A 24,643-nucleotide genomic window follows, 5' to 3' on the forward strand; every position below is an offset into this window, starting at 1 on the left:
GCGCGGCGGTCTAAGGCGCCAGCCCACGTCCCTGGGCCTTGGCCACGGCGATCACCGCGCGGACCTTGGCGCGGTCGGCGTGGCGTGAGATGGGCTCGGCGCCCAGCTCGATCGCCCGCAGGCGCAGCTCGCTGGTGACGTCGTAGTGGGCGCCGCTGGTCTTGTCCTGGAAGGCGCGGCGCGGGATGCCCAGCCGCGCGGCGAAGGCATGCAGTTCTTCCAGCGTATCGGCCATCAGATGCGCCCAGCGCTGACCGCGCCAGGCCATCACCGCATCGTCCACGTAGACCGCCATCACCCGCTCCTGTTGCTCGTCTTGCGACCCCTGCTCGTAGGGCGCCCGGCCGCCTGGACGCCTCCTGTTTACATCCTGCTGCCGAACGCTTGACAGCTACCTAACCGCACAACGGCCACGGTGCGCATTCCAAGGCGGCACGGTGTCGCCGGAGAATTCACCATGGATCCGATCCGTCCCTTGGCCGCGCTGGCCATTTTCGCCTGTTGCGGCAATGCACTGGGCGCCGAGTCGATCCACGATCGCTTCATGTCGATGGACACCAACCACGATGGCCGGGTCGATGCGCAGGAACATGCCGCAGCCGCCAGCGCCATGTTCAAGCAGCTCGACCTGAATCTGGACGGCGCGATCAGCGTCGATGAAATGCAGGCCACGCGCAAGGCCATGGATCAGCCTGCCGACGAAGCCCAGGTCCGCCAAGCTATCGCCGCGATGGACCGCAATGGCGATGGGCGCGTGGATGCGCAGGAGCACTTGGCCATGGCCACCGCGCTGTTCAAGCGGACCGATGCCAACCAGGATAGCTATGTAACCGAGGCCGAGATGAAGCAGGCCGCGGGGCCCGGCGCGAACTAGCGATGGCCGGCCGTGCGATCGCCGGCGCACGGCACCCGGCGATCTGGTTCAGAATGGGGCCGCCTTTCTTTCTGGTTCCAAACCGCCCGCATGTTCAGGACTGTGTCGACCGCGTCGCTGTTGATTGCCCTGTCGACGCTGGCAGCGCCTGGCTGGGCGCAATCGGGTCAGGCACGCTTCCGCCAACTGGATACCAATCACGACGGTCTCGTGGATCAGGCCGAATACGACGCCGGAGCGCGGCAGTCGTTCGCTGCCCTCGATCGCGATCACGATGGTTACGTCAGCCTCGACGAACTGCGCGCCTCGATTGATCCCAACGCCGGCGGCATCGGTGCCGATGGCATGGCCCGGGCGCAGCTGATGAGCATGGACCAGAACTACGACAACCTGATCAGCGAGGCCGAGTTCGTCGACTTCGCCGATCAATCCATGTCCAAGTACGACCGCAATGGCGACGGGCGTCTCACCAGCGACGACTTCGCGCCGTTCTAGCGCAGTGGGCGCGGCCGGGACTAGGCCGCCTCGGCCAGTCCGGCTTCCGCACCGCCTCGCCCCAAGGGGTTGGGCAGCGGCGCGCCGGCCTCGGTGAAGGCCAGGGAGACCGAATTCAGGCAGTGGCGCTCATAGGTCGGGGGCGGGCCGTCGGGAAACACGTGCCCGAGATGACTGTCGCAGCGGGCGCAGGTGATTTCGGTACGGATCATGCCGTAGCTGGTGTCGCGGATCGTGCGCACGTGCGCCGGGTCGATCGGCTTGAAGAAGCTGGGCCAGCCGGTCCCGGAATCGAATTTGGCGCTGGAAGCGAACAGCGGCAACCCGCACAGGCGGCAGGTGTAGACCCCCTCCAGCTTGTTGTCCAGGAACGCGCCACAGAAGGGCGCCTCGGTCCCGTGCTGCAGCAGCACGTGGCGCTCCTCCTCGCTCAGTCCGGCGATCAACGCGGCGCGTTGCGTCGTGTCGGGAGGCGTGAGATCGAACGACTGCATGGCGATGTCCTGTCTGGCTCCGGGGCTGGCAACACAATGGAGGCGAACGCGGCCGCCTTCAACCGGCGCGGCCGGGCCGGACGCTATGGCGTGCTGGTCAGGGTGCGGGGGTTCCCCAACTCGCGATTGGTCCAGCGCTCGATCATGCGCTTTTCGTACCGCAGCGGGTCGCTGTCCAGGGGACGGGCGCCCATCAGGTAGGACATGTCCAGGAGCTTGGCCTGACCCTGGTCGACCACATGGCCATCAGCATCGCGCAGGGTGTAATCGAAGGTCATGCGCGGCGGGTAGATGTCCTTCATCACGCGAATGTGGTCGGCCGACGGGCCGTGCCAGGGCTCGTATTCGCCGGCACGGTCGATGTCGGTGATGCGCACGTCCAGGGTCTGGCCGGGCTGCAGGTCCTTGGCGGCTTCCTTGCGCAGGTAGGTGGCCAGGTCGTGCACCCAGTTGCCGCGCTCGGCCTCCCAGCGGTTGGTGCTGTAGCGGATGTCGCCGAACTGGGATGGATCGGTCCAGGAAACCGACACCGGGCCTTCCTGGGGCAATGCCCGCGGCTGGTCCGGGTCGGTAACGTTGCGCACGGCCGCCGAGGCGTCCAGGCTGGCAAGCGCCACCAGGGCGGTCGCGGTGAACAGGGCAAGACGTTTCATGGCGGTTCCTCCGTCATTGAGGAGGTCTTGGATGCTACGCCTGCCCCCGTGAATGTTCACGGCCTGGGCGACCGCCGTTTCGCCTGCGTTTCTCCAGCCTTGGCGGACGTGCGCATTCGGCTAGGATGACGGTCCCGACCCGTGGAGTGTCAGCATGTCCGATTGGCGCACGACCGCCCGATGTGCCTGCCTGCCGCTGGTCCTGGCACTGGCCATCCCGGCCGCGCTCGCACAGGAGGCATCGCGCATGCGTCACGCCACAGGAACCTTCGAAGTCAGTATTCAGCCCGAGGGCGCGATCGGACCGGCCGGCCATGACGGCAACGAACTGAGCCGCATGTCGCTGGACAAGACCTTCAGCGGCGATCTGGTGGGCAAAGGCGTGGGCGAAATGCTTGCTGCGCGGGCCAAGGTCCCGACCTCGGCGTCGTATGTGGCGATCGAGCGCGTCAGCGGCACCCTGGAGGGCAAGGAAGGGACCTTCGTCCTGGTCCATCGCGGCGTGATGCATGGCGACAGCCGTGCCCTGGAAGTCCAGGTCTCGCCAGGTTCGGGGACCGGTGCCCTGGCCGGCATCGCCGGCACGCTGGACATCAGGATCGAAGACGGCAAGCACTTCTACGACCTGGCCTACACGCTGCCCGACGCGGACTGAAGGCGCAGCCGGCTTGGCCGGCTGCCGTCACGACCCATCCACGGGCGCCGTTCGCACACTTGGGGCCTTGCGGCGCCTGCCGCGCTTCGCGTGCGAAAGACCTGCCATGGCCCGACCGATCTGGAGCGGCACCCTGACCTTCGGCCTACTCAACGTGCCGGTGTCGCTGATGTCCGGCGAGCGCAAGGTCGACCTGCACTTCCGCATGCTCGATGCGCGCGACAAGTCGCCGATCCGCTTCGAGCGCGTCAACGCCGAGACCGGCGAGGAAGTGCCGTGGAAGGACATCGTCAAGGCCTTCGAGTACGACAAGGGCAACTACGTCGTGGTCGAGCAGGAGGACATCAAATCCGCCGCGCCCGAAGGCCATGAGTCGGTCGAGGTGGAGACCTTCGTCGATGCATCCGAGATCGACGTGCGCTATTACGAGAAGCCCTACATCCTGGTGCCCGGCAAGAAAGCCGAGAAGGGCTACGTGCTGCTGCGCGAGACCTTGCGCGACACCGGACAGGTCGGCATCGCGCGGGTGGTCATCCGCACCCGCCAATACCTGTGCGCGGTGATGCCGCAAGGTGACGCGCTGGTGCTGATGCTGCTGCGCTACCCGCAGGAGCTGGTCGATCCCGACGACTACAAGCTGCCAAGCGGCAGCACCGGCGACTATCGCGTCTCGGCCAGGGAGAAGGACATGGCGCGCAAGCTGATCCAGTCCATGCGCGCGGACTGGAACCCCGACGAGTACCATGATGAGTTCCGCGAGCGGCTGCAGGCCCTCATCACCGAGCGCATCCAGGCCAAGGGCGCCACGGCACGGGTCGACGAGCCGGCGCACGAGCGCGAGGGCGATGCGACCAACGTGGTGGACTTCATGGCCCTGCTGCAGAAGTCGCTGGGTGAGAACAAGCGCACGCCGGCCAAGAAGGCGGCGGCCAAGAAGGTGGCAAGCGGGAAAGTCGCCAAGAAAGCCACCAAGAAGGCGGCCGCGAAGAAGGCCGCCAAGAAGACCGCGGCAAAGAAGACCGCCAGGAAGGCGCCGCAGCGCAAGGCCGGCTGAGGGCGCGGCCGTGTCCCTGCACGAATACGCGCGCAAGCGGCGCTTCGACCAGACACCGGAGCCAACGGGAAGCACGCGCGGCGCCCGCCATCGCCCGATCTTCGTCGTGCAGCTGCATCACGCCTCCTCGCGCCACTACGACTTCCGCCTGGAGGCCGATGGCGTGCTCAAGAGCTGGGCGGTGCCGAAGGGGCCATCGCTGCGCGCAGGGGAGAAGCGACTCGCGGTCGAGGTCGAGGATCATCCGCTGGATTACGCCAGCTTCGAGGGCGACATTCCCGCAGGCCACTACGGCGCCGGGCATGTGGACGTGTTCGACCACGGCCACTGGGCCAGCGAAGGCGATCCGCTGGCCGCGATCGCGGCGGGTAAGCTGGATTTCGTGCTGACAGGCGAGAAGCTGGGGGGTGCCTGGAAGCTGGTGCGCACGCAGATGAAGGGCCGGCAGAAGCAGTGGCTGCTGATCAAGCGCGATGATGCCTTCGCCGCCGACCAGGAGGCCGACGATCTGGTCGATCGCGCGCCGCCTGCCAAGCGGCCTTGCCCGAACCGGGCAAAGCCGCAGGGAGCGTCCCGACAAGTCGCCAAACCGCCCAAGCGATCCGGCACCAAGCGGGACGCCGCTTGGCGCAAGCGCGCGCTCGCGTTGGACGGCGCGCGCGACACGCAGTACCCGGCCGGTTTCGCGGCTCAGCTGTGCACCCTGCGCACGCACGCGCCGACCGGCGAGGACTGGCTGCACGAGATCAAGTGGGATGGCTATCGGCTGCTGGCCGATCTGGTTGAAGGCCAGGTCAGGCTGCGTTCGCGCAACGGCCTGGACTGGAACGACACCTTTCCCGAGATCGTCGAGGCCGTGCGCGCGCTGCCGCTGCGCGATGCACGCCTGGATGGCGAGCTGGTAGTGATCGACGCGCAGGGCCGCAGCGATTTTGCCGCCCTGCAACGCAGCCTAGAGGGCACCTCCAAGACGCCGCTGCGCTACCTGGTGTTCGACCTGCCCGGCGTGGCGGGTGTGGACATCAGCCGCGCGCCGCTGGTGCAACGCAAGGCGCTGCTCAAGGCGCTGATCGGCCCCAGGCCCGGCCTGATCGCCTATAGCGAACACGTGGCCGGGCATGGCGCGGAGGTGCTCGCCGCCAGTGCCAAGGCCGGCCTGGAAGGCATCGTCAGCAAGCGCGCCGATGCGCCCTATGCGGGCCAGCGCAGCGGCACCTGGATCAAGGCCAAGCATGAACAGTCCGACGAGTTCGCCATCGTCGGCTACACACCGCCCAAGGGCGCGCGCACCGGCTTCGGCTCGCTGCTGCTGGCGCGCGTGCAGGACGGCGTGCTGCAGTACGTCGGCCGTGTCGGCACCGGCTTCGACGATGCCACGCTGGCTGTGCTGCTGAAGCGCCTGCAAGCCCTGCACAGCGACCAGGCCGCCGTGGCGCTGCCGGCGCATGTGCCGTTCAACGCGCGCAGCGTGCATTGGGTCAGGCCCCGACTGTTGGCCGAAGTGGCCTATCGCGGCTGGGGCAAGGAGGGCCTGCTGCGCCAGGCCGCGTTCAAACGCCTGCGGGAGGACAAGACGATGGCCGATCTCAAGCACGACGCCGCGCCCGACAAGGCGGTGACGATCACCCACCCGGACCGGGTCGTCTATCCGGCCGATGGCATCACCAAGGGGCAGGTGGCCGATTACTACCGGCGCGTCGCCCGATGGCTGCTGCCGGAACTGGCCGGCCGTCCGCTGTCTCTGCTGCGCTGCCCGGACGGTGCTGGCAGCGAGTGCTTTTTCCAGAAACACCACGCCCCCTCGCTGGGGCCGGGCGTGCATGCGGTGCCGCTGAAGCAGAAGAGCGGCCAGGAGGATTACCTCTATGTGGAAGATGTCGAGGGCGTGCTGGCGCTGGTGCAGATGAACACGCTGGAGCTGCACCCCTGGGGGGCAACGGTGGCCGCGCCGGAAAGGCCGGATCGGCTGGTGTTCGACCTGGATCCGGGGCCGGGGGTGTCGTGGACCCAGACCAAGGCCGCCGCGCGCGAGGTGCGCGACAACCTGCGCAAGGCCGGGCTGGAAAGCTTCGTGCGCCTGTCCGGCGGCAAGGGCCTGCACGTGGTCGTGCCGATCACACCTGGACCTTCGTGGGAGACGGTCAAGGCCTTCTGCGAGGCCTTCGCCAATGCGATGGCCCAGCACCGGCCCGAGCGCTACGTCGCCACGATGCGCAAGGACCAGCGCGGCAACAAGATCTTCATCGACTGGTTGCGCAATGGCCGCGGCAACACCAGCGTCTGCAGCTGGTCGTTGCGCGCGCGCGAACACGCCACCGTGGCCGTGCCGCTTCGCTGGGAAGACTTGGGCAAGGTCAGTTCCCCTGGTGCGTTCACGCTGGACAAGGCGCTACAGCGCGCCGCGCGCCTGCGGCGCGATCCGTGGGAGGGCATGGCCGGGCTGAAGCAGGCGCTACCGCATGGTTGATGGGCTGGCGGCGCGGCTACTGCGCGCGGAGCCTGGCGATATCCCGCAAGGGCGGTGCGCCGAACAGGCGGCGGTACTCGCGGCTGAACTGCGAAGGGCTTTCATAGCCCACCGCATGGCCCGCACCGGCCGCATCGGACGCGCCGGCCAGCAGCAGGCGGCGGGCTTCCTGCAGGCGCAGCTGCTTCTGGTACTGCAGCGGGCTCATGGCGGTGATCGCCTTGAAGTGCTGGTGGAGCGATGACGGGCTCATGTGCGCGTACTGCGCGATGGTGTCGATGCGCAGCGGCTGCCGGTAGTGCGTCCGCAGCCAGCCGATCGCGCGGCTGATGCGCTGGCCCGGCGAGTCGGCCACGGCCATGTGGCGCAGCATGCCGCCCTGATCGCTGTGAAGCAGGCGATAGAGCAGTTCGCGCATCAGGAGCGGGGCCAGTGCGGGCAGGTCGTCCGGTGTGTCCAGCAGCCGCATCATCCGCACGGCGACCTCGATCAGGGCCGGATCAGCCGGTCCCAGGCTCAACCCCCGCGCGGGTGCGGGAAGCGCATGCGTCATCGGCGCCAGTTCGCTTACCAGTGTGGCGATCTCCAGCGGCTCCAGCCGCAGGATGAAGCATAGATAGGGCTGTGCCGTGCTGGCGTTGGTGACCCGGCCGGTGACCGGCAGGTCCACCGAGGCGAGCAGGTGGCGTGAGGCGTCGTACTCGAAGACCTCGCTGCCCAGCAGCACCTGCTTGCCGCCCTGGGCGATCAGGCAGAGTGAGGGCTCTTGGACCGCCACCGTGGCCATCGCCGCCGGTGCGTCGGCGCGGGCCAGGGTCAGGGGTGGCCACGCCGTGGCATGCACGCCATTGCCGCTGGTGGATCGTTCAATCCGCTGGGCCAGTTCGCGCAGCGGCGCGGAACGCAGGACATCGGCCGGCGGTGCATGGTGTGAGGAGGTCGAAGGGGGCTGCGCCATGGCGTCAGTCTAAGCAGCCGTCGCGATGCTCGGGCGCCAGTGGTGCAGGTTCGGAGGATCAGGCAATCGTGGCGCAGGAACCGGATACCGTCCGATCGGCGCCTCCGAGCATCGTGGCGGCTCCGGCCGGTCATGTCGCCCGGCCCTCGCAACGGAGCATTTCCATGTCCAACATTCAAGGCAAGACCGTCGTCATCACCGGCGCCAGCAGCGGCATCGGCGAGGCCACCGCGCGCGTGCTCGCCGCACAGGGCGCCAACGTGGTCCTGGGGGCGCGGCGCGCCGACCGCCTGCAGCAGTTGGTCGAATCCATCACCGAGTCCGGCGGTAGCGCCCGTTGGCGGGCCATCGATGTGACCGAGCTGGCCGATGTCGAAGCGCTCGTGGCCTTGGCCAAGGCCGAGTTCGGTGCTGTCGACGTGGTCGTCAACAACGCTGGCGTAATGCCGCTCTCGCGCCTGGATGCGCGCAAGGTCGACGAATGGAATCGCATGATCGACGTCAACATCCGCGGCGTGCTGCACGGCATCGCCGCCGGCCTGCCGGTCATGCAGGCCCAGGGCAGCGGCCAGTTCATCAACGTCTCCTCCATCGGCGGGCATTTGGTGTATCCCACCAGCGCGGTATACAGCGCGACCAAGTTCGCGGTGCTGGCCATCTCCGATGGTCTGCGCCAGGAGCATACGGACCTGCGCGTGACCGTGATCTCGCCCGGCGTGACCAGTTCCGAGCTGGGCCATGACATCAGCGATGCCGACGCACGCCGTTACATGGACGATTTCCGCGCCCTGGCGATTCCCGCCGAGGCCATCGCCAACGCGATCGCCTACGCCATCGGCCAGCCCGACGCGGTGGACGTGAGCGAGATCATCGTGCGTCCCACCGCCAGCCCTTACTGAGGGCTGCGTGTGCCATGGGCGAAGCGCTCGCGCATCCAGTGCGGGCGTCGCTTCACCGCCCATGGCCGATCCGCCACGTCCGGCAACGAAACGACCGGCACGCACGGCCCGCTGCCCGAGGAAATACCTCGGGCGGGTGTGCGACCCGGTATTGGCGGCCGCATCGAGTCCCGACGGTGCTCGATGCGGCGCCAGTGGCGATGTTCACTGCCGCGCGCGTTTTTCATGCCTGCCTGGCGTTGTCACGGCAGCCCGATGCATGGATGACGCGGCACGGAGCATCCCATTGGCAAGCTTGAGTCGGTGGGAGGCGCGCGCTGCAATGCGGGCTTCTTCAATCGAGACATCGCCATGAGCGCAACGCCTGCCGCCAGGCCGGTCGACGGACAGCCGGTCCGCGTGGATTTTGTATCCGACGTGGTGTGCCCATGGTGCGCGATCGGCCTGCAGGCCTTGCTGGCGGCCGCGCAGCGCATCGACGGCCTGCAACTTGAGCTGCATTTCCAGCCGTTCGAACTGGATCCGGACTTGGCGCCGGGCGGCGAAGATCTGCAGCAGCGGCTGATGCGCAAGTATGGGATGAGCGCCGAGCAGTACAAGGCCAGCAACGAGGCGATCCGCGCGCGTGGCGCCGAGCTGGGGTTCACCTTCGACCCGGACAAGCGCACGCGCAGTTTCAACACCTTCGATGCGCACCGCTTGCTGCATTGGGCCGGGGAACAGGGCGATGCGGCACAGCTGCGCCTCAAGCGGGCGTTGCTGACGGCTTATTTCACCGAAGGCGAAGACGTCTCCGACCACGAGGTGCTGGCCACCGCCGCCGCGCAGGCCGGGCTTTCGATTGATGCGGCTCGCGCGGTGCTGCAAAGCGATCGTTATGCAGAAGCCGTGCGTGCCGATGAAACCCGCTGGCGCCAGGCCGGGATCAATGCGGTGCCGTCGGTCGTCTTCAACAACCAGCACCTGCTGCAGGGTGGACAACCGGTGGAGACCTTCGAGCAGGCGCTGCGCCAACTGTCGGGGCTGTCGGCCTGAGCCTTGCCCGATCAGCCGTGGCGGGCGACCAGCACGGCTTCGCGCCCGGCCATGTCCATGATCACGGCGGTGGAGATCCCGTGCCGTTCGTGCAGGCTCGAGGCGATGACGCTGGCCGTGTGCAGGGCTTCGTCGCGATCAGTGAACCAGAATCGTCCGTGTTCCCCTTCGTACAGCTGCCATCCCTGGTCGCTTGCGGCAATGGTGAAGAGCACGCGTTGCATGGCGAACCTCGTCCGGTGCACGGGTGTGCACCACGGGGCATAGCGTGCGCGCCGTCACGAAGCGGGGCACTCGGCCGCCGCCTCGGACACGCGTAGGAAAAGTCTGATCCGCGGGTCGGCTTCGGCCTAGACGCCGTCTTTCGCCGGGCGAGTCGATCATGCGTGCCTGTCCCGCAGGAACGCTTCCATGAGCCAGCTTGCCCAACGTGTGCACACCCATCGCGACGAAATCGCCCGCCTCGAAGCCCTGGTCACCCAGTTGCCCTCCGAAGCCCGGGTCGAGCTGACCCTGGAAGACGGCGGTCAGCTGCGCGGGACGGTCGCAGTCCGGCCTACTGTCCAGACCTTTCGCGACATGGACGGCCAGGAGGGGACCAACAGCCTGCTGCGGCTGGACGACCTGGACGATCCTGCGCACCAGCACGTGGTCTGGCTTGATACCGTCGCCAAGGTCGAACCGCTCGGCTCGTTCTGATCTGCGGGAGATGCGTCAGGCGGCGACAGTTTCTTCGCTGCCCTCGAAGCGGCGGGCGTAGCCCCGCTCCTCGGCCACGCGCTGCACTTCCTCGCGCGGCAGATCCGGCGCGCCATAGACCGCGTAGACGACGTCGTCGGCCTGGGTGCCGATCAGTTGCAGGCGATAGCGCGGGCGGCCGGTGTGGCCGTTTTCCGGGTAGTGCACGGGCGGCTGCGGGCCGTCCATGTCCATCTCGCTGTTGTCCACCACGCCACCAACGAACAGGGCACGCAACATGGGAATTCTCCGATTGGGGAAGGCCGGCCGATCATCTCGGCCGTCATGTTGGATGGGCATGAAGTCCGCATTGGGAAAATGCAAAGGCCGCCCATTCGAGGCGGCCCTTGCTGGGGTACACCGGGTCGCGCCGGGTCAGTCCAGCAGCGGCGCCAGCCTGGGCCAGACGTAGTCGCGGATCCGCGGCTGCGCTGCGGCGGTAGGATGCAGGTTGTCGGCCTGGAAGTTGGCCCGGTCACCGGCCACAGGTTCCAGGAAGAACGGCACGAATGCTGTCCCATACCGCTTGGCCAGGGCGCTGAAGTTATCGGCAAAGCCCTCGGTGTAGGCGCGGCCCAGGTTGGGCGGCATGCGCATGCCCAGCAGCAGCACCTTGGCCCCGGCGGCCTGCGAGGCGGTGATCATCTTCTCGAGATTGTCCTTGGTCTGCGCCAACGGCAGGCCACGCAGGCCATCGTTGGCGCCCAGTTCGATCACCACCACCGCCGGCTTGACCCGCTGCAGCTGCGCGTTGATGCGTGAAGCGCCTCCGGCGCTGGTCTCCCCGCTGATGCTGGCATTGATGACTTTCCAGCCGGGCTTTTCCTTGCCGAGCCTGGCAACGGTCAGCGGCACCCAGCCCTCGTTCGGGCCCAGGCCATAGCCGGCCGAGAGCGAATCGCCCATGACCAGCACGGTCTTGGTGGACGCGGCCGGTGCGGCCTTGGGTGCCTGCGCCAGCAAAGGTGGCATGAATGTCAGCAGCACCAGGGCCAACCACCATTGCGTGGAGCGGCGGATGGCCGCATAAGCTGAAGGCATCGTCATCTTCCCGTGGTCCAAGACACTCCCATCATGGCTGACTCCCCCCTGCTGCACGCTGACAAGCCCCTCACTTCCGCGCGCACGCCCGTGCTGCAGGTCCAGTCACTGGGCAAGCAGGTCAGCCTGCCAGGCAGCACATTGACCATCCTCGATGGAGTGTCCTTCCAGATCGAGCACGGCGACACAGTCGCCATCGTTGGGGCCTCGGGCTCGGGCAAGAGCACGCTGTTGTCGCTGCTGGCCGGGCTGGATACACCCAGCAGCGGGACGGTCACGCTGGATGGCGCGGTGCTCTCGGCGCTGGACGAGGACGGCCGGGCGCGGGTGCGCGGCGAGAAGGTGGGCTTCGTGTTCCAGAACTTCCAGCTGCTGCCCTCGCTGACCGCGCTGGAGAACGTGATGCTGCCGCTGGAGCTGCGCGGCGATGCCGATCCGCAGGCGCCGGCCGAGAAAATCCTGGCCGATGTCGGCCTGTCCGGGCGCCTGAGTCACTACCCGCGCCAGCTCTCCGGGGGCGAGCAGCAGCGCGTGGCGCTGGCACGCGCGTTCGTGACCCGGCCGGCGCTGCTGTTCGCCGACGAACCCACCGGCAACCTGGACCAGCGCACCGGTCAGGCGATCGAGGAGCTGCTGTTCGCACTCAATGCGCAGGCGGGCACCACCCTGGTGCTGGTCACCCATGACGAAGCGCTGGCCGCGCGCTGTACGCGCGTGCTGCGCCTGGACAGCGGCAGCCTGGTCGCCGGCGCATGAGCACCCTGCGCCTGGCCTGGCGCCAGCTGCGCCGCGACCTGGCGGCCGGCGAGATCCGCATCCTGCTGGCCGCGCTGGTGCTGGCGGTCGTGGCGGTGACCTCGGTGGGTTTCGTGACCGATCGCGCCGGGCGCGCGCTGGCGATCGAGGCCAACCGCCTGCTCGGTGGCGACGCGGTGGTGCGCAGCGATACGCCGATCACCGGCAGACTCTTGGACGCGTCCCAGGCCGATGGCCTGCGCCGCACGCAGACCACCGAGCTCAACACCATGATTCGCGTGGGCGACGGCGACGACGCGCAGCTGCGCCTGGGCGACCTGCGCGCGCTTGGCGCAGGCTTCCCGCTGCGTGGCCACTTCACCATCACCACGGCAGCCGCGCCGGCCGAGCATGCCGCCGAGGGCATCCCCGCGCCCGGCACGCTGTGGATGACGCGCGCCGGCGCCGACACGCTGGGCGCGCGGCTGGGCGATCGCGTCAGCCTGGGTGATGCCAGCTTCACCCTGGCTGCCCTGGTGACCCAGGAGCCGGATGCGGCCCTGGACTACTTCAACGTCGCGCCCAAGGTGTTCCTCAACGCCGCCGACCTGGCCTCCACCGGCCTGGTGCAGTTGGGCAGCCGCGTCGGTTACCGGCTGGTGGTCGCCGGAGACGCCGGCGCGGTCGAGCGATTCACCGGCATCGCCCGTGACGCACTGGGGCGCGGCCAGCGCCTGGAGACCATCCAGGACGCGCGTCCGGAAGTGCGTTCGGCGCTGGACCGCGCCGGGCGCTTCCTGGGATTGGCGGCGCTGGTCTCAGTGATCCTGGCCGCCGTGGCGGTGGCAATGGCCGCGCGCCGGCACAGCGAGCGACATCTGTCCGGCGTGGCGGTGATGCGCTGTCTCGGCGCGCAGCAGGCGCGGCTGGTGGGCATCCATGTGGGCGAACTGATCCTGCTGGGGCTGATCGCCTGCACGATCGGCGTGGGCATCGCCTTCGCGCTGCAGTGGGGCATCGGCGGCTGGTTGGCGCAGGCCCTGAAGGTGGCGATCCCGCCAGCGGGCTGGCTGCCGGTGCTGCGCGGCTACGGCGTCGGGCTGGTGGTGCTGCTGGCCTTCGGCGCGCCGCCGGTGCTGGCGTTGCGGCGGGTGCCCGCGCTGCGGGTGCTGCGGCGCGATCTGGACCCGACCGAGCCCAGCGCCGTGCTGGTCGCGCTGGCCGGTTTCGCCGGACTGGCCGCGCTGCTGTGGTGGCAGGCGGGCTCGGCCACGCTGGGGCTGGCGATGCTGGCCGGGATCGCCGCCACGCTGGTGGTGCTGGCAGGCCTGGCGTGGCTGCTGATCCTGGCGGTGCGGCGCTTGCGCGGGCGCCTGCGTGGCGCGCTGCGCTACGGGCTGGCCAACGTCAGCCGGCGTGCAGGCACCAGCGTGGCGCAGATCTCGGCGCTGGGGCTGGGGCTGATGGCGTTGCTGCTGCTGACCTTCGTGCGCACCGACCTGCTGGACCGCTGGCAGCTGGCGCTGCAGGCCGATGCGCCCAACCGCTTCATCATCAACGTGCAGGACGACCAGGTGCAGCCGGTGGCCGATTTCGTACAGGCCCAGGGACTGGCGGCGCCGGTGCTGTTCCCGATGGTGCGCGGGCGCATGGTCAGCCACAACGGTCAGCCCAGCAGCGGTGCGGACTATGCGGACGACCAGGCCAGGCGCCGTGCCGAGCGCGAGTTCAACCTGTCCACCGCGACCACGCTGCGTGACGACAACACGATCACCGCCGGCAAGTTCTGGGGCCCGGCGCCCACGCCGACCCCGGAGCTGTCGGTCGAGGAGGGCTTCGCAAAGGATCTGCACTGGAAGCTGGGCGATACGGTGAGCTTCGACATCGCCGGGCAGACGCTGGAGGGCAGGATCACCAGCCTGCGCAAGGTGGACTGGGAAAGCTTCAAGCCGAACTTCTTCGTGATGGTCTCGCCGGGGGTGCTTCAGGACTATCCGGCCAGCCACATCACGGCGGTCAAGGTGCCGGACGGGCATCCGCGCTTCACCGCGCAGCTGGTGCAAGCCTTTCCCAACCTGTCGGTGATCGATATCGACCAGGTGCTCAAGCAGGTGCGCAGCACGGCCGACCAGGTCAGTACGGTGGTGCAAGTGGTGTTCTGGTTCTCGCTGGCCGCTGGCCTGCTGGTGCTGATGGCCGCGGTGAGCGCCAGCCAGGACGAACGCCTGCTGGAGGGCGGGGTGATGCGCGTGCTGGGCGGCAGCCGGCGCCAGTTGCGCGCGGCCCAGGCCTCGGAGTTCGCGGCGATCGGCCTGTTGTCCGGCCTGGTGGCCGCGGTGGCCGCCTCGGTGCTGGCTGGCGTGGTGGCGGTCAAGGTCTTCGACCTGCCGTGGGCGCCGAACTGGACCCTGGCCCTGGTCGGTGGTCTGGTCGGCGTCCTGGCCGCGCTGATTGCTGGCCTGTTCGCTACGCGCAAGGTGCTCGATGCGCCGCCATCGGTGACCTTGCGCGAACTGCAGGGGTGAGCGCGGCGCGCCGGGCGGGCTTCACTGCCCTGTGACCGGCCTGTTCACACAATCATGGTTGCCTTCCTCGAGACCTTCCGACCATGACCGAATCCGGGACCAGCCCCTCGCCGGCCGTGGCCGCCGCGCCACAGGGCGAGGGCGCCATGGAACGTCGCCGGCAGATCATGCGGTTCCTGTTCCGGTACCGGAAATCGGGGGTCTTTTCCGGGTTCTCCGATGATTCGCTGATCAAGGACGTGACCATCGACGATGGCACGCCCGAAGAGTTCAGCCGTGACCTGGAGGCCCTGGGGCCGACCTTCATCAAGCTCGGCCAGATGCTCTCCACGCGTCCGGACATCGTGCCGCCCGCGTACGCGGTGGCGCTGGAACGCATGCAGGAGGACGTCTCGCCGATTCCCTCCGAGCAGATCCGGGACGCGCTGGAAGCCGATCTGGGCGTGCGCCTGAGCAAGGTCTTCCAGGACTTCGACATGCAGCCCCTGGGCACGGCCTCCCTGGCGCAGGTGCATCGCGCGATCATGCGCGATGGCACGCCGGTGGCGGTCAAGGTGCAGAAGCCCGGCGTGGCCCAGCGCCTGATGTCGGACCTGTCGATGCTGCGCTCCATCGCCACGGCCGCCGACCGGCTGACCAAGGTGGGCCGCAGCGTGCGCTTCACCGACTGGCTGGAGGAGTTCGGCCGCACCCTGATGGCCGAGCTGGACTACGTGGCCGAGGCCGAGAACCTGGAGCGCTTCGCCTCGCACCTCAATGCCTATCCCGAATTGATGGTGCCGCGCCCGGTATGGGACCTCACCCGGCGCCGGGTGCTGGTGATGGAACTGGTGGAAGGCGTGCGCGTGGACCACGTGCCCGCCGTGCGCCGCATCGAACAGCCCATGCTGCCGATGGCCTCAGCCCTGCTGCGTGGCTATCTGGACCAGATCTTCGTGCATGGCGAAATCCATGCCGATCCACACCCGGGCAACCTGCGGGTGACCCCGGACAACCGCCTGGCGATCTTCGACCTGGGCATGGTGGCCAATGTGCCGCCCGGCCAGCGCGAGACGTTGCTCAAGCTGTTGTTCGCCGCGGTCGACGGCCGCGGCGAGTCGGTGGCGCGCGAGATGCTCGCCTTGGGCACGCAGCTGGAAGACTTCGACGGCGAACGTTTCAATCGCGAGATCGGCCAGCTGATCAGTCGCTATTCCGCGCATGCCGGCACGATCTCGGAAGGGCGCACCGTGCTGGACCTGGTCCGCACGGCCATGGCCTGTGGCCTGCGCACGCCGCCGGAACTGTCACTGCTGGGCAAGGCGCTGCTCAACCTGGACACGGTGTGCCGCGCGCTTTCGCCCGAGCTGGATGCCAAGGCGGTGGTCGAGGGCCACCTGCAGCACGTCATGCGCGCCCGCCTGCGCCAGTCCTTCTCCTCGCCCAACATGGCCAGCGAGCTGATGGACCTGCAGTCGCTGGCGCGCGAAGGCCCGCGCAGGCTCTCCGATATCCTCGGCCTGCTCTCGGAGAACAAACTGCAGATCCGCATCTCCGGGTTGGAGGAATCCCACCTGATGGAGAGCCTGCAGAAGATCGCCAACCGCGTCGCCGCCGGCGTGGTGACCGCTGCGCTGATCCTGGCCTCGGCGCTGATGATGCGCATCCCCACCGCCACCACGCTGTTCGGCTACCCGGCCGTGGCGTTGATTCTGTTCTTCATCGGCGCCATCCTCGGCGCCAGCATCGTCATCAGCGCGCTGCTGGGGGACCGGAAGGTCAAGAGCCGTTGACAGGGGACTGTGGCCCAGGGTGTCTTCACAGTGCCGCGATCAACGTTTTAGCCTTGACTTTCGAACACTCGCGAAGGAATGCGAAATGCGCGTTGCCGCCCCAATCGTCAGCATGACGCTGCTGTTGTTCACCACCTGCGTTGATGCGCAGACGCGGGAGGACACCTTCAGGCGCGCCGACCGCAATGGTGATGGTGTCATCGATCGCGAGGAGAACGCGGCCTTCGTCGACGTTGATTTCAACGAGCGTGATGCCGACCGCGATGGAAAGATCAGCCATGCCGAGCTCCAGGTCTGGCTGCGCACCCATGTCTACGGCCAGCAGCCGGGCACGCCGGTGGCCTTGCCCACAGCGGCAGTCAGCGCTGTTGCGGCCACGGACATTCAGCAAAAAGACCTGGACGGGGATGGGTTCATCTCACGCGACGAGCACCGCAAGGCGGCAAAGCAGTTTTTCCGCGCGCTTGACCGCAATGGCGACGGGCGGCTGACACACAATGAATTCGGAAGGCCGCCGGGAGGCCAGCGGCAATGAATTATTCTCGATGACTTGAGGGCAGCAGCTCTTCTGGACTATCGTGCTAGTACTGACATTGGGACGTTGGTCGGGCAGTTCGAGCCCTCTAAGGAGTTGTAAGCATGACCAAGAAGCGTTGGATTGCATTGGTTTTCGCGGGTTTGTCCGCTCACGCGGTCGCGCAGAGCGGCAACTTCTATGAAGTCATCAGATACCGCGACAACGATCCCTTTGTGTTTTGTACCGAAGGGTGGAAGCGCGACGGGGATTACTTCGATACCGCGTGGGAGCCAATTCCGCAGTATACCGGACCATGGATTCCACATTGGCCATTGTGGTGTTCGATCCCTACAACATCATGTCCAGAAAACTACGGATACTACCGCCCCAGAGACTGGACGCAGAAGGATCTTGACGCCTGGCAGCAATATACTCGCGTCTGTCCGGCGGCTATGAACTCCGGCAAGTGGAATGGGCAGGAAAACGCGAACGACACGCCAGGTCGGCATTGAATCGGCGCTCAGTTCGACATGCCACATCCGACACGCGGCTAGTTCTGCCGCATGGCTCCGGTCCCTCTGAGCAAGCTACGGCACTGATGGAGATGCCTGCATAATGAATTCCTTCCTGGATATCTTTCCATCATGATCCATGTCCATTGGGTCGAACATGTTCTTCTTTGACCACATTTCAAACTCTTCCCAACTCGCGGCGTCATCATGATTGGTATCCATGCGGGTCAGGTAAAGCTGCGCCACCTGCTGGGCAAGTGTTTCTGACTGCCCGAACTTGCGGTTCGCGGCTAGCATTTCGGCACGCGAAAATTGCCCGTCGCCGTTGGTGTCGAATTTGACAAAGCGTGCGCGGTTAGCTGCTTTGTCTTCCTCTCCATCAATGTAACCGTCGTGATTTTTGTCGACAGCGTTGAACAGCTCCGACACCGATGGAGTGTTGCTTTGAGCCAAGGCTGACATGGGAAGTCCCAAGACCGAAACGACGATCAACAGCGCGCCTGAATATTTTGTTCGAAGTTCCATTTCGCTCCTCGATGGTTGTGGTGATGTTGCGTCCTGCGGGGAAGCGTCGATAGGCAGGATAGCTACTTTAGCCCAGCTGGCGATTCATTGTCCTGCCTGCAGCCTTTGTCGCTTGGCGCGGTGTAATTCAGCCAGCCTTCTCGTTTAGGATGAACTCCTCGCGGATGAGCTTGCCATCGTGGCTGGTGTCAGCGACGTCAAAGATCGTCTTCTGGTCCTGGGCGTTCGTCGGGCCAGTCAGGCCAGCGACAAGCAAGGTGAGGACAGCGGCAGGCAGGCGCTTTTTCATGGTGAACGTTCCTTCGTAGCTAGGGTCCTTGGTCAGGATATCTCCTGCACGAAGAGGAGACCCTTGCAGCGGCAGATCGTAATTCACGCCCGTGACGCGTGCAGCAGCCTAGTGGATCTTAGCAACAGGCATGGAAAGAGCGTCACGGATTCACTCCGTGGCGCCCTGGGACTACCCCTTGATACACAGCACCTGGCGCAGGGTGTGGACCACTTCCACCAGGTCGGTCTGGGCGGCCATGACCGCGTCGATGTCCTTGTAGGCAGCCGGTGATTCGTCGATCACCGCCGCGTCCTTGCGGCATTCGACATGCGCGGTGGCCTGGCGATGCTCGGCCAGGGTGATGCTGGCGCGCGCCTGGGTCCTGCTCATCACGCGGCCGGCGCCATGGCTGCAGCTGTGAAAGCTCTCGCCATTGCCCAGCCCACGCACGATGTAGCTGCGCGTGCCCATGCTGCCCGGGATGATGCCCAACTCGCCCGCCTTGGCACTGACCGCGCCCTTACGGGTCACCAGCAGCGCCTGCCCCGCGTGCGTCTCCTTCTGCACGTAATTGTGGTGGCAGTTCACCGCCAGCTTCTCCAGTTGGAACTTCGGCAGGCGGTGACGCATCTCGGCCAGCACCCGCGCCATCATGGCCTCGCGGTTCTCGCGGGCGTAGTCCTGCGCCCACGAGACGGCTTCCACGTAGTCGTCGAACAGGGGCTCGCCTTCCATGAAGAAGGCCAGGTCCTTGTCCGGCACGTGGTAGCCCAGCACGCGATGTGCGAGCTGCTCACGCGCGCGCTCGATGAAGTACGTGCCGATGAGGTTGCCGGTGCCGCGCGACCCGCTGTGCAGCATGACCCACACCGCGCCGGTCTCGTCAAGGCACAGCTCGATGAAGTGGTTGCCGCCCCCCAGCGTGCCCAGTTGGCCGTCCAGCTTGTCGGTGCGGATCTTGCGGTGCTTGGCCTTGATGGCGTCCAGCCGCTCGACCAACCCCGACTGCGCCACGCGCGTGCCGATGCTGTCGGGCAGCTTGTGATGCTCGCCGCCGCGGCCGTTGCCGACCGGCACGCTGCGCTCGATGCTGTTGCGCAGCTGGGCCAGGCTGTCGGACAGGTCCTCAGCCCGCAGGGTGGTGCGCACCGCGGCCATGCCGCAGCCGATGTCCACGCCGACCGCGGCCGGGATGATCGCCCCTTGCGTCGGGATGACCGAGCCCACGGTGGCTCCCTTGCCCAAGTGCACGTCCGGCATCACCGCCACCCACGGCTCCACGAAGGGCATGGCCGCGATGTTGCGCAGCTGCGCGTGGGCCTTGTCGTCCAACGGCACGCCGCGCACCCAGCCCTTGATCGGCGTGGCGCTGCCCTCGGCATGCAGCAATTCGTAATGGATATTCATGAGTTTCACCTTGATCCTTGGTTTGAACCCGCGCGCGCCACGTCCATGCGGCGCGCGCGGGGTGTTGCTACTTCAGTGTGACCAGCTGCTTGAGCACGCCATCCAGGCCGCCGAACACGGTCAGGCGCTCGATCTTCTCGGTCACCTTCTCCAGGGCTTCCAGTTCCTTCAGGCGCATCAGCACCGGGCTCTGCTCCACCAGCTTGGCCGTGTTGAGCAGCGACCGGGTGGCGTTGGCCTCCTCGCGACGACGGATGACGTTGGCTTGCGCCTGCTTCTCCGCCTGCACCACCGCGTTGAGGATCTGGCGCATCTCGCCGGGCAGGATCACGTCCTTGATGCCCACGCCCAGGACCTCCACGCCGAATGCGTCGAGCTTGCCGCGCACGGCGGCGAAGATCTCCGCATCCAGCCCGGCCTTGTCGCCCAACAGTTCGTCGAGCGACTTGCACGAGACCGACTTGCGCAGGCCGTACTGCAGCTCGCGGTACACCTGGTCGGCGTACTTGGCGACCTGGGTGCGCGCAGCGACCGGATCGGTCACACGCACGCTCGCGGCCAGATTGACGCGCAAGGAGACCTTGTCGCGGGTCAGCAACTCCTGACCCTGCACCTCGACCGCCTGTACGCGCAGGTCGACCAGATCCACGACCACGTTCTTCTGGAAGTTCCAGAAGGCCGTGCTGCTCGGCGCCAGCGTGCGTGCCAGCTTGCCGTCGATGAAGACCAGGCCGGCGAACTCCGCCGGCACGTCGGCCACCACCGCGAGCTTGGACAACACGCCCAGCTGGCGCAGGCGCCGCATGACCTCGACCGGAACTTCCAGGTCGGCGGTCAGTGGCAATGCGCGCACCTCCACGTTGACCGGCCCACGCCAGTACAGCTTGCGTGTGCCGGGCGGCAGGACGTCTTCCAGCTTGCCGTTCTTCAGCACCAGGCCGACCTCATCGGCGCCCAGGTTGGCCAGCACGAAGGTCTCGTCCAGGCGCGCGCCCAACGCGGCGATCAGCACCTCGCTGTCCTTGCCGGCGTACTCGGCCGGTACGGTCGGATGCACGCGCACCTCGATCTTGTTGAAGGGGTCGAACAGGCGGTACACGCCGGCGCCGAGCGCCCGCTGGAATTGACGATTGGCAAACACCAGGCCGCGCTCGCCGTCACCGATCACGACCCGCTTGGTCCAGAACATGGCACTTTCTCCTTGTGGTCTGGTGTCGTCGATCTCTGCTGATGGTCCGCACGCCGGATCGACGAAGACCTGCGGACCTCGCCTGCGACACCGCGCCGCAGGCAGAAGGAAGAAGGTGGAAACACCGCTGCACGTCGATCGCACGGAGCGTGGTGCGCGCGATGGGTCGGGGCGGGCGGATCGGGTCGCCGGGCACCGCGGTGGGCTGCGAATGCCTGCGTTTCCGCTTCCGTCGCCGCGAGCCACGCGGGCATCGGCCCGGTGTGACCGCCGCTGCGCTGCGCCTGTCGCCCGGCATTCCGTCGCCGAGGCGACCCCGCTTGCGCACGGGGTGTTTCCTGGTGGGCTTGCGCCCGGTGTCATGACGTGACAGGTCATGTGCCCTTTCGGGCGTGGAGCGGGATTCGAACCCGCGACCGACGGATTAATCGTCCGTTGCTCTACCCAACTGAGCTATCCAGTGGTGGGCGTCCAGGACTCGAACCTGACCCTCCGGTGTGTTCCGGCGCTCTCTCCAGGTGAGCTACCGCCCGCGTCGTGTCCGTCCTGCTGTGCATCTCCGGCATACGCCACGGCAGCGCCGCGCGCACCGGGTGGGGACTCAACCCACGCCGCTGGAAATGCCAGGCAAAACGAACCCGATTACCTGCGTTGCTGCGCAGATAATGCTGTCCCTCGGAGTTAATCCGATGGAGTTAATGGTGATCCACGTTGCGCCGCCCGCATCGGGGCATCGGGACGCGGCGCACATGCGCCGGTTGCAGCCGCGCCCCTGCATCAGGCGCGCGGATGCACGCCCGGATGCCCCGGGGCGGAACCTGTCGGGTTCCAACGTTGGAAGGGGGTGGGGTGAAGCAGGGTATACAGCCCCGGATCCTTTGCAGACGCATTAAAAAAGCCCCCGGCGTGAATCCGAGGGCGTCTGCGTTGCCTCGGAAGATCGGAGTGACCGATCTTCCGTCAGGAGGATCCGGTCAGGTCAGTGGGCCATTGCCCGCAGGTTGCGACGGTCGCGCAGGCCATCGGTCGCGCTGCCGTGGCAGGGCCACAGGGCGTTTGGCTTGGCTTGGATGAAGGAGGGCTTCATGGCGGTCGTCGAAACAGAATGGGTCGCCGGTCGGCGAGGTGCGGGAAAGATAATGGGAGAAAATAAAAAGTGCAAGCACTTAATCGAAAATAATTTCGATGCGCGCGCCATCCGGAGAAGCGGTCGGGGCTGGTCGCCTGGTGGACGCGCGCGGCGGCCGCGCTCGTCAGCGGGTCACACGGCGATGGCGGCCCACCCGTGTGCGCCTGAAGCCCCGTGTCCCGCGCTGTAGAATTTTGCGCCCTGCTGTTGCCTGGTGAGTGCCTTGGCCTCCAACGACCTTCCCCTCGATGCCCTGGCCTACGCGCTGCAAACCGCGGCGTTTGCCACCGCAGTGACGCAGGCGCTGTTCCTGCGGGCCCGGCCGGGCCCGGCCCTGCGCGAGGTGCGCGGCATGCAACTGCGATGCACCCAAAGCTTCCGGCCGGCGTTCGACGCGCTGCAGCGCGAAGGGCTGACCGTCGCGGCGGATGCCTCCGCGCTGGCGTCCGCGCCGCTGGTGCTGCTGCTGCCGCCGCGGCAGAAGGACGAAGCCCGGGCACTGCTGGCGCAGGCGGTCTCGCTGTGCGCGGCCGGTGGGCGCGTGGTGGCCAGCGTGGCCAATGACGAGGGTGCCAAGTCGCTGGAAAAGGATCTGGCGCGGCTCACCGGGCTGGGCGGTTCGTTGACCAAGCACCATTGCCGTGTGTTCTGGAGCCCGCCGCTGGACGGGGCGCATGACGCGGCGCTGCTGGCGCAGTGGAAGGAATTGGACCGGGTACGTTCGATCCTGGGCGGACGCTTTCGCAGCCGACCGGGCGTGTTTGCCTGGGACCGCGTCGATCCGGCCTCGCAACTGCTGGTCGATGCCCTGCCGGCGACCCTGCGTGGCACGGCGGCCGACCTGGGGGCCGGCTGGGGTTTCCTGGCCGATGCACTGCTCACGCGCTGCGCCGGCATCACCGCGCTGGATCTGTTCGAAGCCGAAAAGCGCGCCCTCGACCTGGCCGAGGACAACCTCGCCCCACACGCCGCGCGCCTGCCGCTGGGCGTCCACTGGCATGACGTGGCCAGCGGCCTGCCGAAGCAGTACGACGTGATCGTCAGCAACCCGCCGTTCCATGCGCTCGGGCGCGGCGAGCGGCCGGACATCGGTCGGCGCTTCATCGAGGTGGCCGCCGCTTCGCTCAGGCGCCACGGCCAGCTGTGGCTGGTGGCCAACCGCCATCTGCCCTACGAAGCGGCGCTGGAGTCGCGGTTCGAGCAGGTGCGCGTGGCGGCGGAGGGCGCGGGCTTCAAGGTGATCGCCGCGACCGGGGCGCGCGCATGAAGATCGTGCGTCACATCGCCAACCTGGGCTATGGCAGCCGCAAGCAGGTGCAGGCGCTGTTCCGCGAGGGGCGTGTCACCGACGCGGACGGCGAGGTGCTTTACACCGACGATCCCGTCGACCATGACGCCATCCGAATCGATGGCGAGCCGCTGGATCCGGCCCCCGGGTTGTGCGTGCTGCTGCACAAGCCGGTCGGCTACACCTGTTCGACCAAGGACACGGGGCGGCTGGTCTACGACCTGCTGCCCGCGCGCTGGCGTCTGCGTGATCCGGTGCTGTCCACCGTGGGCCGGCTGGACCGTGACACCAGCGGCCTGCTGCTGCTCACCGATGACGGTGGCCTGCTGCACCGGATCATTTCGCCCAAGGCGCAGTTGCCCAAGGTGTACGAGGCCACGCTGGCCCAGGACCTGCGCGGCGACGAGGCAGCGACGTTCGCCAGCGGCGCGCTGCTGCTGGAATCGGAGACCAAGCCGCTGCTGCCGGCCGAACTGGAATCGCTGGGCCCACGCCAGGCGCGCTTGACCCTGCACGAGGGCCGCTACCACCAGGTGCGGCGGATGTTCGCCGCGGTGGGCAATCACGTGGAGGCGCTGCATCGCAGCCAAGTGGGCGGGCTGGGCCTGGGCGACCTGGCGCCGGGTCAGTGGCGGGCGCTGGATGCCGGCGACCTGCAGACCCTGTTCGCGGGGCGCGGCGCATGAGCCAGGTTGCGGCGCTGCACTTCCTGCCCGAGGCGGTGATCTTCGACATGGACGGGCTGATGCTCGATACCGAGCGCGCCTCGCTGCAGTGCTGGCAGCAGGCGGCGGCCGAGGCCGGGCTGCGGATCGAGGAGGCCTTCTGGCTGCGCATGGTCGGTCACAGCGGCCCGGCCTGCCGCGCGATCCTGCGTGAACGGCTCGAGGATGCGCAGATCGACCGCCTGCTGGAGCGCTGCTACGCGCTCTACCACGCGGTGGTCGAGGCCGGCGTGCCGCTGCGCCCGGGCATCCACGAGCTGCTGCAACTGCTCGCCGCGCACGGGGTGCCTTGCGGGGTGGCCACCTCCACCCAGCGTCCGCTGGCGCCGAAGAAGCTGGAGGCCGCCGGGCTGCTGCCGTATTTCCGTGCGGTCACCGCCGGCAACGACGTGGCCCACCCCAAGCCCGCCCCTGACATCTACCTGCTGGCCGCCCAGCGCCTGCAGGCCGATCCGGCGCGCTGCCTGGCCCTGGAGGATTCGCCGGCCGGGGTGACCGCCGCGCTGGCCGCGGGCCTGATCGTCATCCAGGTACCGGACCTGGTGGTGCCCGATGCGGCGCTGCGCGCGCGCGGCCACCGCATCGTGGCCTCGCTGCACGACGCGCGCGGCTTGCTGGAGGCCCACCTGCCAGCGCCCCGGCGCGACGCTTAAAACCGCGGTGAATGCAAGGGCGACGCGGGCGT

27 protein-coding genes and 1 tRNA gene are annotated in these 24,643 nt (G+C 67.5%); 16 read left to right on the forward strand and 12 right to left on the reverse strand.

Features of this window, described 5'->3' with window-relative positions; all coding sequences use genetic code 11:
* Positions 1-10 precede the first annotated feature (10 nt).
* Positions 11-295, reverse strand: a complete 285-nt coding sequence (locus tag PJ250_RS10675) for a DUF4031 domain-containing protein (RefSeq protein ID WP_271644508.1) — start codon at positions 293-295, stop codon at positions 11-13.
* A 162-nt stretch (positions 296-457) separates the two neighbouring features.
* On the opposite strand from PJ250_RS10675, the gene PJ250_RS10680 reads away from it, so the two are divergent.
* Positions 458-874 carry an EF-hand domain-containing protein gene (locus PJ250_RS10680; RefSeq protein WP_271644509.1) on the forward strand — a complete coding sequence of 139 codons (417 nt, stop codon included), beginning with the start codon at positions 458-460 and terminating at the stop codon, positions 872-874.
* Between the two features lie 12 nt (positions 875-886).
* A complete protein-coding gene (locus PJ250_RS10685; protein ID WP_271644511.1) occupies positions 887-1,369 on the forward strand; it encodes an EF-hand domain-containing protein in 483 nt (160 codons plus the stop codon).
* A 20-nt stretch (positions 1,370-1,389) separates the two neighbouring features.
* On the opposite strand, the gene msrB is transcribed toward PJ250_RS10685, so the two are convergent.
* Together msrB and PJ250_RS10695 are read right to left on the reverse strand one after the other, a co-directional pair.
* Positions 1,390-1,863, reverse strand: a complete 474-nt coding sequence (msrB, locus tag PJ250_RS10690; protein ID WP_271644512.1) for a peptide-methionine (R)-S-oxide reductase MsrB — start codon at positions 1,861-1,863, stop codon at positions 1,390-1,392.
* Between the two features lie 83 nt (positions 1,864-1,946).
* A complete protein-coding gene (locus PJ250_RS10695) occupies positions 1,947-2,516 on the reverse strand; it encodes a DUF3016 domain-containing protein (protein ID WP_271644513.1) in 570 nt (189 codons plus the stop codon).
* Positions 2,517-2,670: 154 nt separating this feature from the next.
* Between PJ250_RS10695 and PJ250_RS10700 the strand changes: the two genes are divergently transcribed.
* The 3 genes from PJ250_RS10700 to ligD all read left to right on the forward strand — a co-directional run bounded on the left by PJ250_RS10700 (position 2,671) and on the right by ligD (position 6,692).
* On the forward strand, positions 2,671-3,171 hold the full coding sequence (locus tag PJ250_RS10700; RefSeq protein ID WP_271644514.1) for a DUF3224 domain-containing protein: 501 nt from the start codon (positions 2,671-2,673) through the stop codon (positions 3,169-3,171).
* Positions 3,172-3,277: 106 nt separating this feature from the next.
* Positions 3,278-4,225 carry a non-homologous end joining protein Ku gene (locus tag PJ250_RS10705; RefSeq protein ID WP_271644515.1) on the forward strand — a complete coding sequence of 316 codons (948 nt, stop codon included), beginning with the start codon at positions 3,278-3,280 and terminating at the stop codon, positions 4,223-4,225.
* 10 nt (positions 4,226-4,235) lie between these two features.
* Positions 4,236-6,692, forward strand: a complete 2,457-nt coding sequence (gene ligD / locus PJ250_RS10710) for a DNA ligase D (RefSeq protein WP_271644516.1) — start codon at positions 4,236-4,238, stop codon at positions 6,690-6,692.
* Between the two features lie 16 nt (positions 6,693-6,708).
* On the opposite strand, the gene PJ250_RS10715 is transcribed toward ligD, so the two are convergent.
* Entirely contained in the window at positions 6,709-7,650 is a 942-nt protein-coding gene (locus PJ250_RS10715) for an AraC family transcriptional regulator (RefSeq protein ID WP_271644517.1), read from the reverse strand.
* A 164-nt stretch (positions 7,651-7,814) separates the two neighbouring features.
* On the opposite strand from PJ250_RS10715, the gene PJ250_RS10720 reads away from it, so the two are divergent.
* Both PJ250_RS10720 and PJ250_RS10725 read left to right on the forward strand, forming a co-directional pair.
* On the forward strand, positions 7,815-8,549 hold the full coding sequence (locus PJ250_RS10720; RefSeq protein ID WP_271644518.1) for an SDR family oxidoreductase: 735 nt from the start codon (positions 7,815-7,817) through the stop codon (positions 8,547-8,549).
* Between the two features lie 351 nt (positions 8,550-8,900).
* Positions 8,901-9,584, forward strand: coding sequence for a DsbA family oxidoreductase (locus PJ250_RS10725; protein ID WP_271644519.1), 684 nt, complete (start codon positions 8,901-8,903; stop codon positions 9,582-9,584).
* A gap of 11 nt (positions 9,585-9,595) precedes the next feature.
* Here PJ250_RS10725 and PJ250_RS10730 read toward each other — a convergent pair whose 3' ends face one another.
* Positions 9,596-9,808, reverse strand: coding sequence for a hypothetical protein (locus PJ250_RS10730; protein ID WP_271644520.1), 213 nt, complete (start codon positions 9,806-9,808; stop codon positions 9,596-9,598).
* 187 nt (positions 9,809-9,995) lie between these two features.
* Here PJ250_RS10730 and PJ250_RS10735 point away from each other — a divergent pair, with 187 nt between their 5' ends.
* On the forward strand, positions 9,996-10,283 hold the full coding sequence (locus PJ250_RS10735) for a DUF3247 family protein (RefSeq protein WP_271644521.1): 288 nt from the start codon (positions 9,996-9,998) through the stop codon (positions 10,281-10,283).
* A 15-nt stretch (positions 10,284-10,298) separates the two neighbouring features.
* On the opposite strand, the gene PJ250_RS10740 is transcribed toward PJ250_RS10735, so the two are convergent.
* Positions 10,299-10,562, reverse strand: a complete 264-nt coding sequence (locus tag PJ250_RS10740; protein WP_271644522.1) for a hypothetical protein — start codon at positions 10,560-10,562, stop codon at positions 10,299-10,301.
* Positions 10,563-10,697: 135 nt separating this feature from the next.
* A complete protein-coding gene (locus tag PJ250_RS10745) occupies positions 10,698-11,363 on the reverse strand; it encodes an arylesterase (RefSeq protein ID WP_271644524.1) in 666 nt (221 codons plus the stop codon).
* Between the two features lie 33 nt (positions 11,364-11,396).
* On the opposite strand from PJ250_RS10745, the gene PJ250_RS10750 reads away from it, so the two are divergent.
* The 5 genes from PJ250_RS10750 (at position 11,397) to PJ250_RS10770 (ending at position 17,424) form a co-directional block, all read left to right on the forward strand.
* Positions 11,397-12,119 (forward strand): ABC transporter ATP-binding protein, encoded by a 723-nt coding sequence (locus PJ250_RS10750; protein WP_271644526.1) that lies wholly within the window; start codon positions 11,397-11,399, stop codon positions 12,117-12,119.
* Entirely contained in the window at positions 12,116-14,623 is a 2,508-nt protein-coding gene (locus PJ250_RS10755) for an ABC transporter permease (protein WP_271644527.1), read from the forward strand. Before PJ250_RS10750 ends, PJ250_RS10755 begins: the two co-directional genes overlap by 4 nt.
* A gap of 83 nt (positions 14,624-14,706) precedes the next feature.
* Positions 14,707-16,395 (forward strand): ABC1 kinase family protein, encoded by a 1,689-nt coding sequence (locus PJ250_RS10760; protein ID WP_333909479.1) that lies wholly within the window; start codon positions 14,707-14,709, stop codon positions 16,393-16,395.
* 85 nt (positions 16,396-16,480) lie between these two features.
* Complete coding sequence (locus PJ250_RS10765; protein ID WP_271644528.1) at positions 16,481-16,930, forward strand: EF-hand domain-containing protein; 450 nt, start codon at positions 16,481-16,483, stop codon at positions 16,928-16,930.
* A gap of 104 nt (positions 16,931-17,034) precedes the next feature.
* Positions 17,035-17,424, forward strand: coding sequence for a hypothetical protein (locus tag PJ250_RS10770; RefSeq protein WP_271644529.1), 390 nt, complete (start codon positions 17,035-17,037; stop codon positions 17,422-17,424).
* 75 nt (positions 17,425-17,499) lie between these two features.
* Here the strand turns inward: PJ250_RS10770 and PJ250_RS10775 are convergent, their stop codons facing one another.
* From PJ250_RS10775 to PJ250_RS10800, 5 genes are all read right to left on the reverse strand, one after another.
* Positions 17,500-17,949 (reverse strand): EF-hand domain-containing protein, encoded by a 450-nt coding sequence (locus PJ250_RS10775; RefSeq protein WP_271644530.1) that lies wholly within the window; start codon positions 17,947-17,949, stop codon positions 17,500-17,502.
* A 127-nt stretch (positions 17,950-18,076) separates the two neighbouring features.
* The gene (locus PJ250_RS10780) at positions 18,077-18,325 is read right to left on the reverse strand and encodes an EF-hand domain-containing protein (RefSeq protein WP_271644531.1); all 249 of its coding nucleotides are present in this window, start codon (positions 18,323-18,325) and stop codon (positions 18,077-18,079) included.
* An 84-nt stretch (positions 18,326-18,409) separates the two neighbouring features.
* Complete coding sequence (locus PJ250_RS10785) at positions 18,410-19,627, reverse strand: RtcB family protein (RefSeq protein WP_271644532.1); 1,218 nt, start codon at positions 19,625-19,627, stop codon at positions 18,410-18,412.
* Positions 19,628-19,694: 67 nt separating this feature from the next.
* Positions 19,695-20,816 (reverse strand): slipin family protein, encoded by a 1,122-nt coding sequence (locus tag PJ250_RS10790; protein WP_271644533.1) that lies wholly within the window; start codon positions 20,814-20,816, stop codon positions 19,695-19,697.
* A 461-nt stretch (positions 20,817-21,277) separates the two neighbouring features.
* Positions 21,278-21,348: transfer RNA gene (locus PJ250_RS10800), tRNA-OTHER, on the reverse strand.
* 850 nt (positions 21,349-22,198) lie between these two features.
* Between PJ250_RS10800 and PJ250_RS10805 the strand changes: the two genes are divergently transcribed.
* Genes PJ250_RS10805 through PJ250_RS10815 form a run of 3 tightly spaced genes read left to right on the forward strand, consistent with a single transcriptional unit; the run spans position 22,199 to position 24,611 of the window.
* Entirely contained in the window at positions 22,199-23,212 is a 1,014-nt protein-coding gene (locus PJ250_RS10805) for a class I SAM-dependent methyltransferase (protein ID WP_271648601.1), read from the forward strand.
* A complete protein-coding gene (locus PJ250_RS10810; protein WP_271644534.1) occupies positions 23,209-23,919 on the forward strand; it encodes a pseudouridine synthase in 711 nt (236 codons plus the stop codon). The genes PJ250_RS10805 and PJ250_RS10810 overlap by 4 nt, the downstream gene beginning before the upstream one ends.
* Positions 23,916-24,611: an HAD family hydrolase gene (locus PJ250_RS10815; RefSeq protein ID WP_271644535.1), complete on the forward strand. Its 696-nt coding sequence runs from the start codon at positions 23,916-23,918 to the stop codon at positions 24,609-24,611. Before PJ250_RS10810 ends, PJ250_RS10815 begins: the two co-directional genes overlap by 4 nt.
* Positions 24,612-24,643: the final 32 nt, after the last annotated feature.

The sequence above is a fragment of the Pseudoxanthomonas sp. JBR18 genome (assembly GCF_028198165.1).
GTDB lineage: Bacteria > Pseudomonadota > Gammaproteobacteria > Xanthomonadales > Xanthomonadaceae > Pseudoxanthomonas_A.

Bases quoted from the DNA above. Each gene is read 5' to 3' on its own strand.
- PJ250_RS10715 (WP_271644517.1), bottom strand. From the start codon at position 7,650: ATGGCGCAGCCCCCTTCGACCTCCTCACACCATGCACCGCCGGCCGAT.
- PJ250_RS10790 (WP_271644533.1), bottom strand. From the start codon at position 20,816: ATGTTCTGGACCAAGCGGGTCGTGATCGGTGACGGCGAGCGCGGCCTG.
- msrB (WP_271644512.1), bottom strand. From the start codon at position 1,863: ATGCAGTCGTTCGATCTCACGCCTCCCGACACGACGCAACGCGCCGCG.
- PJ250_RS10765 (WP_271644528.1), top strand. From the start codon at position 16,481: ATGCGCGTTGCCGCCCCAATCGTCAGCATGACGCTGCTGTTGTTCACC.
- PJ250_RS10675 (WP_271644508.1), bottom strand. From the start codon at position 295: ATGGCGGTCTACGTGGACGATGCGGTGATGGCCTGGCGCGGTCAGCGC.
- PJ250_RS10725 (WP_271644519.1), top strand. From the start codon at position 8,901: ATGAGCGCAACGCCTGCCGCCAGGCCGGTCGACGGACAGCCGGTCCGC.
- PJ250_RS10735 (WP_271644521.1), top strand. From the start codon at position 9,996: ATGAGCCAGCTTGCCCAACGTGTGCACACCCATCGCGACGAAATCGCC.
- PJ250_RS10785 (WP_271644532.1), bottom strand. From the start codon at position 19,627: ATGAATATCCATTACGAATTGCTGCATGCCGAGGGCAGCGCCACGCCG.
- PJ250_RS10695 (WP_271644513.1), bottom strand. From the start codon at position 2,516: ATGAAACGTCTTGCCCTGTTCACCGCGACCGCCCTGGTGGCGCTTGCC.
- PJ250_RS10810 (WP_271644534.1), top strand. From the start codon at position 23,209: ATGAAGATCGTGCGTCACATCGCCAACCTGGGCTATGGCAGCCGCAAG.
- PJ250_RS10740 (WP_271644522.1), bottom strand. From the start codon at position 10,562: ATGTTGCGTGCCCTGTTCGTTGGTGGCGTGGTGGACAACAGCGAGATG.
- PJ250_RS10750 (WP_271644526.1), top strand. From the start codon at position 11,397: ATGGCTGACTCCCCCCTGCTGCACGCTGACAAGCCCCTCACTTCCGCG.
- PJ250_RS10775 (WP_271644530.1), bottom strand. From the start codon at position 17,949: ATGGAACTTCGAACAAAATATTCAGGCGCGCTGTTGATCGTCGTTTCG.
- PJ250_RS10770 (WP_271644529.1), top strand. From the start codon at position 17,035: ATGACCAAGAAGCGTTGGATTGCATTGGTTTTCGCGGGTTTGTCCGCT.
- PJ250_RS10760 (WP_333909479.1), top strand. From the start codon at position 14,707: ATGACCGAATCCGGGACCAGCCCCTCGCCGGCCGTGGCCGCCGCGCCA.
- PJ250_RS10745 (WP_271644524.1), bottom strand. From the start codon at position 11,363: ATGCCTTCAGCTTATGCGGCCATCCGCCGCTCCACGCAATGGTGGTTG.
- PJ250_RS10720 (WP_271644518.1), top strand. From the start codon at position 7,815: ATGTCCAACATTCAAGGCAAGACCGTCGTCATCACCGGCGCCAGCAGC.
- PJ250_RS10680 (WP_271644509.1), top strand. From the start codon at position 458: ATGGATCCGATCCGTCCCTTGGCCGCGCTGGCCATTTTCGCCTGTTGC.
- PJ250_RS10700 (WP_271644514.1), top strand. From the start codon at position 2,671: ATGTCCGATTGGCGCACGACCGCCCGATGTGCCTGCCTGCCGCTGGTC.
- PJ250_RS10755 (WP_271644527.1), top strand. From the start codon at position 12,116: ATGAGCACCCTGCGCCTGGCCTGGCGCCAGCTGCGCCGCGACCTGGCG.
- PJ250_RS10730 (WP_271644520.1), bottom strand. From the start codon at position 9,808: ATGCAACGCGTGCTCTTCACCATTGCCGCAAGCGACCAGGGATGGCAG.
- PJ250_RS10705 (WP_271644515.1), top strand. From the start codon at position 3,278: ATGGCCCGACCGATCTGGAGCGGCACCCTGACCTTCGGCCTACTCAAC.
- PJ250_RS10815 (WP_271644535.1), top strand. From the start codon at position 23,916: ATGAGCCAGGTTGCGGCGCTGCACTTCCTGCCCGAGGCGGTGATCTTC.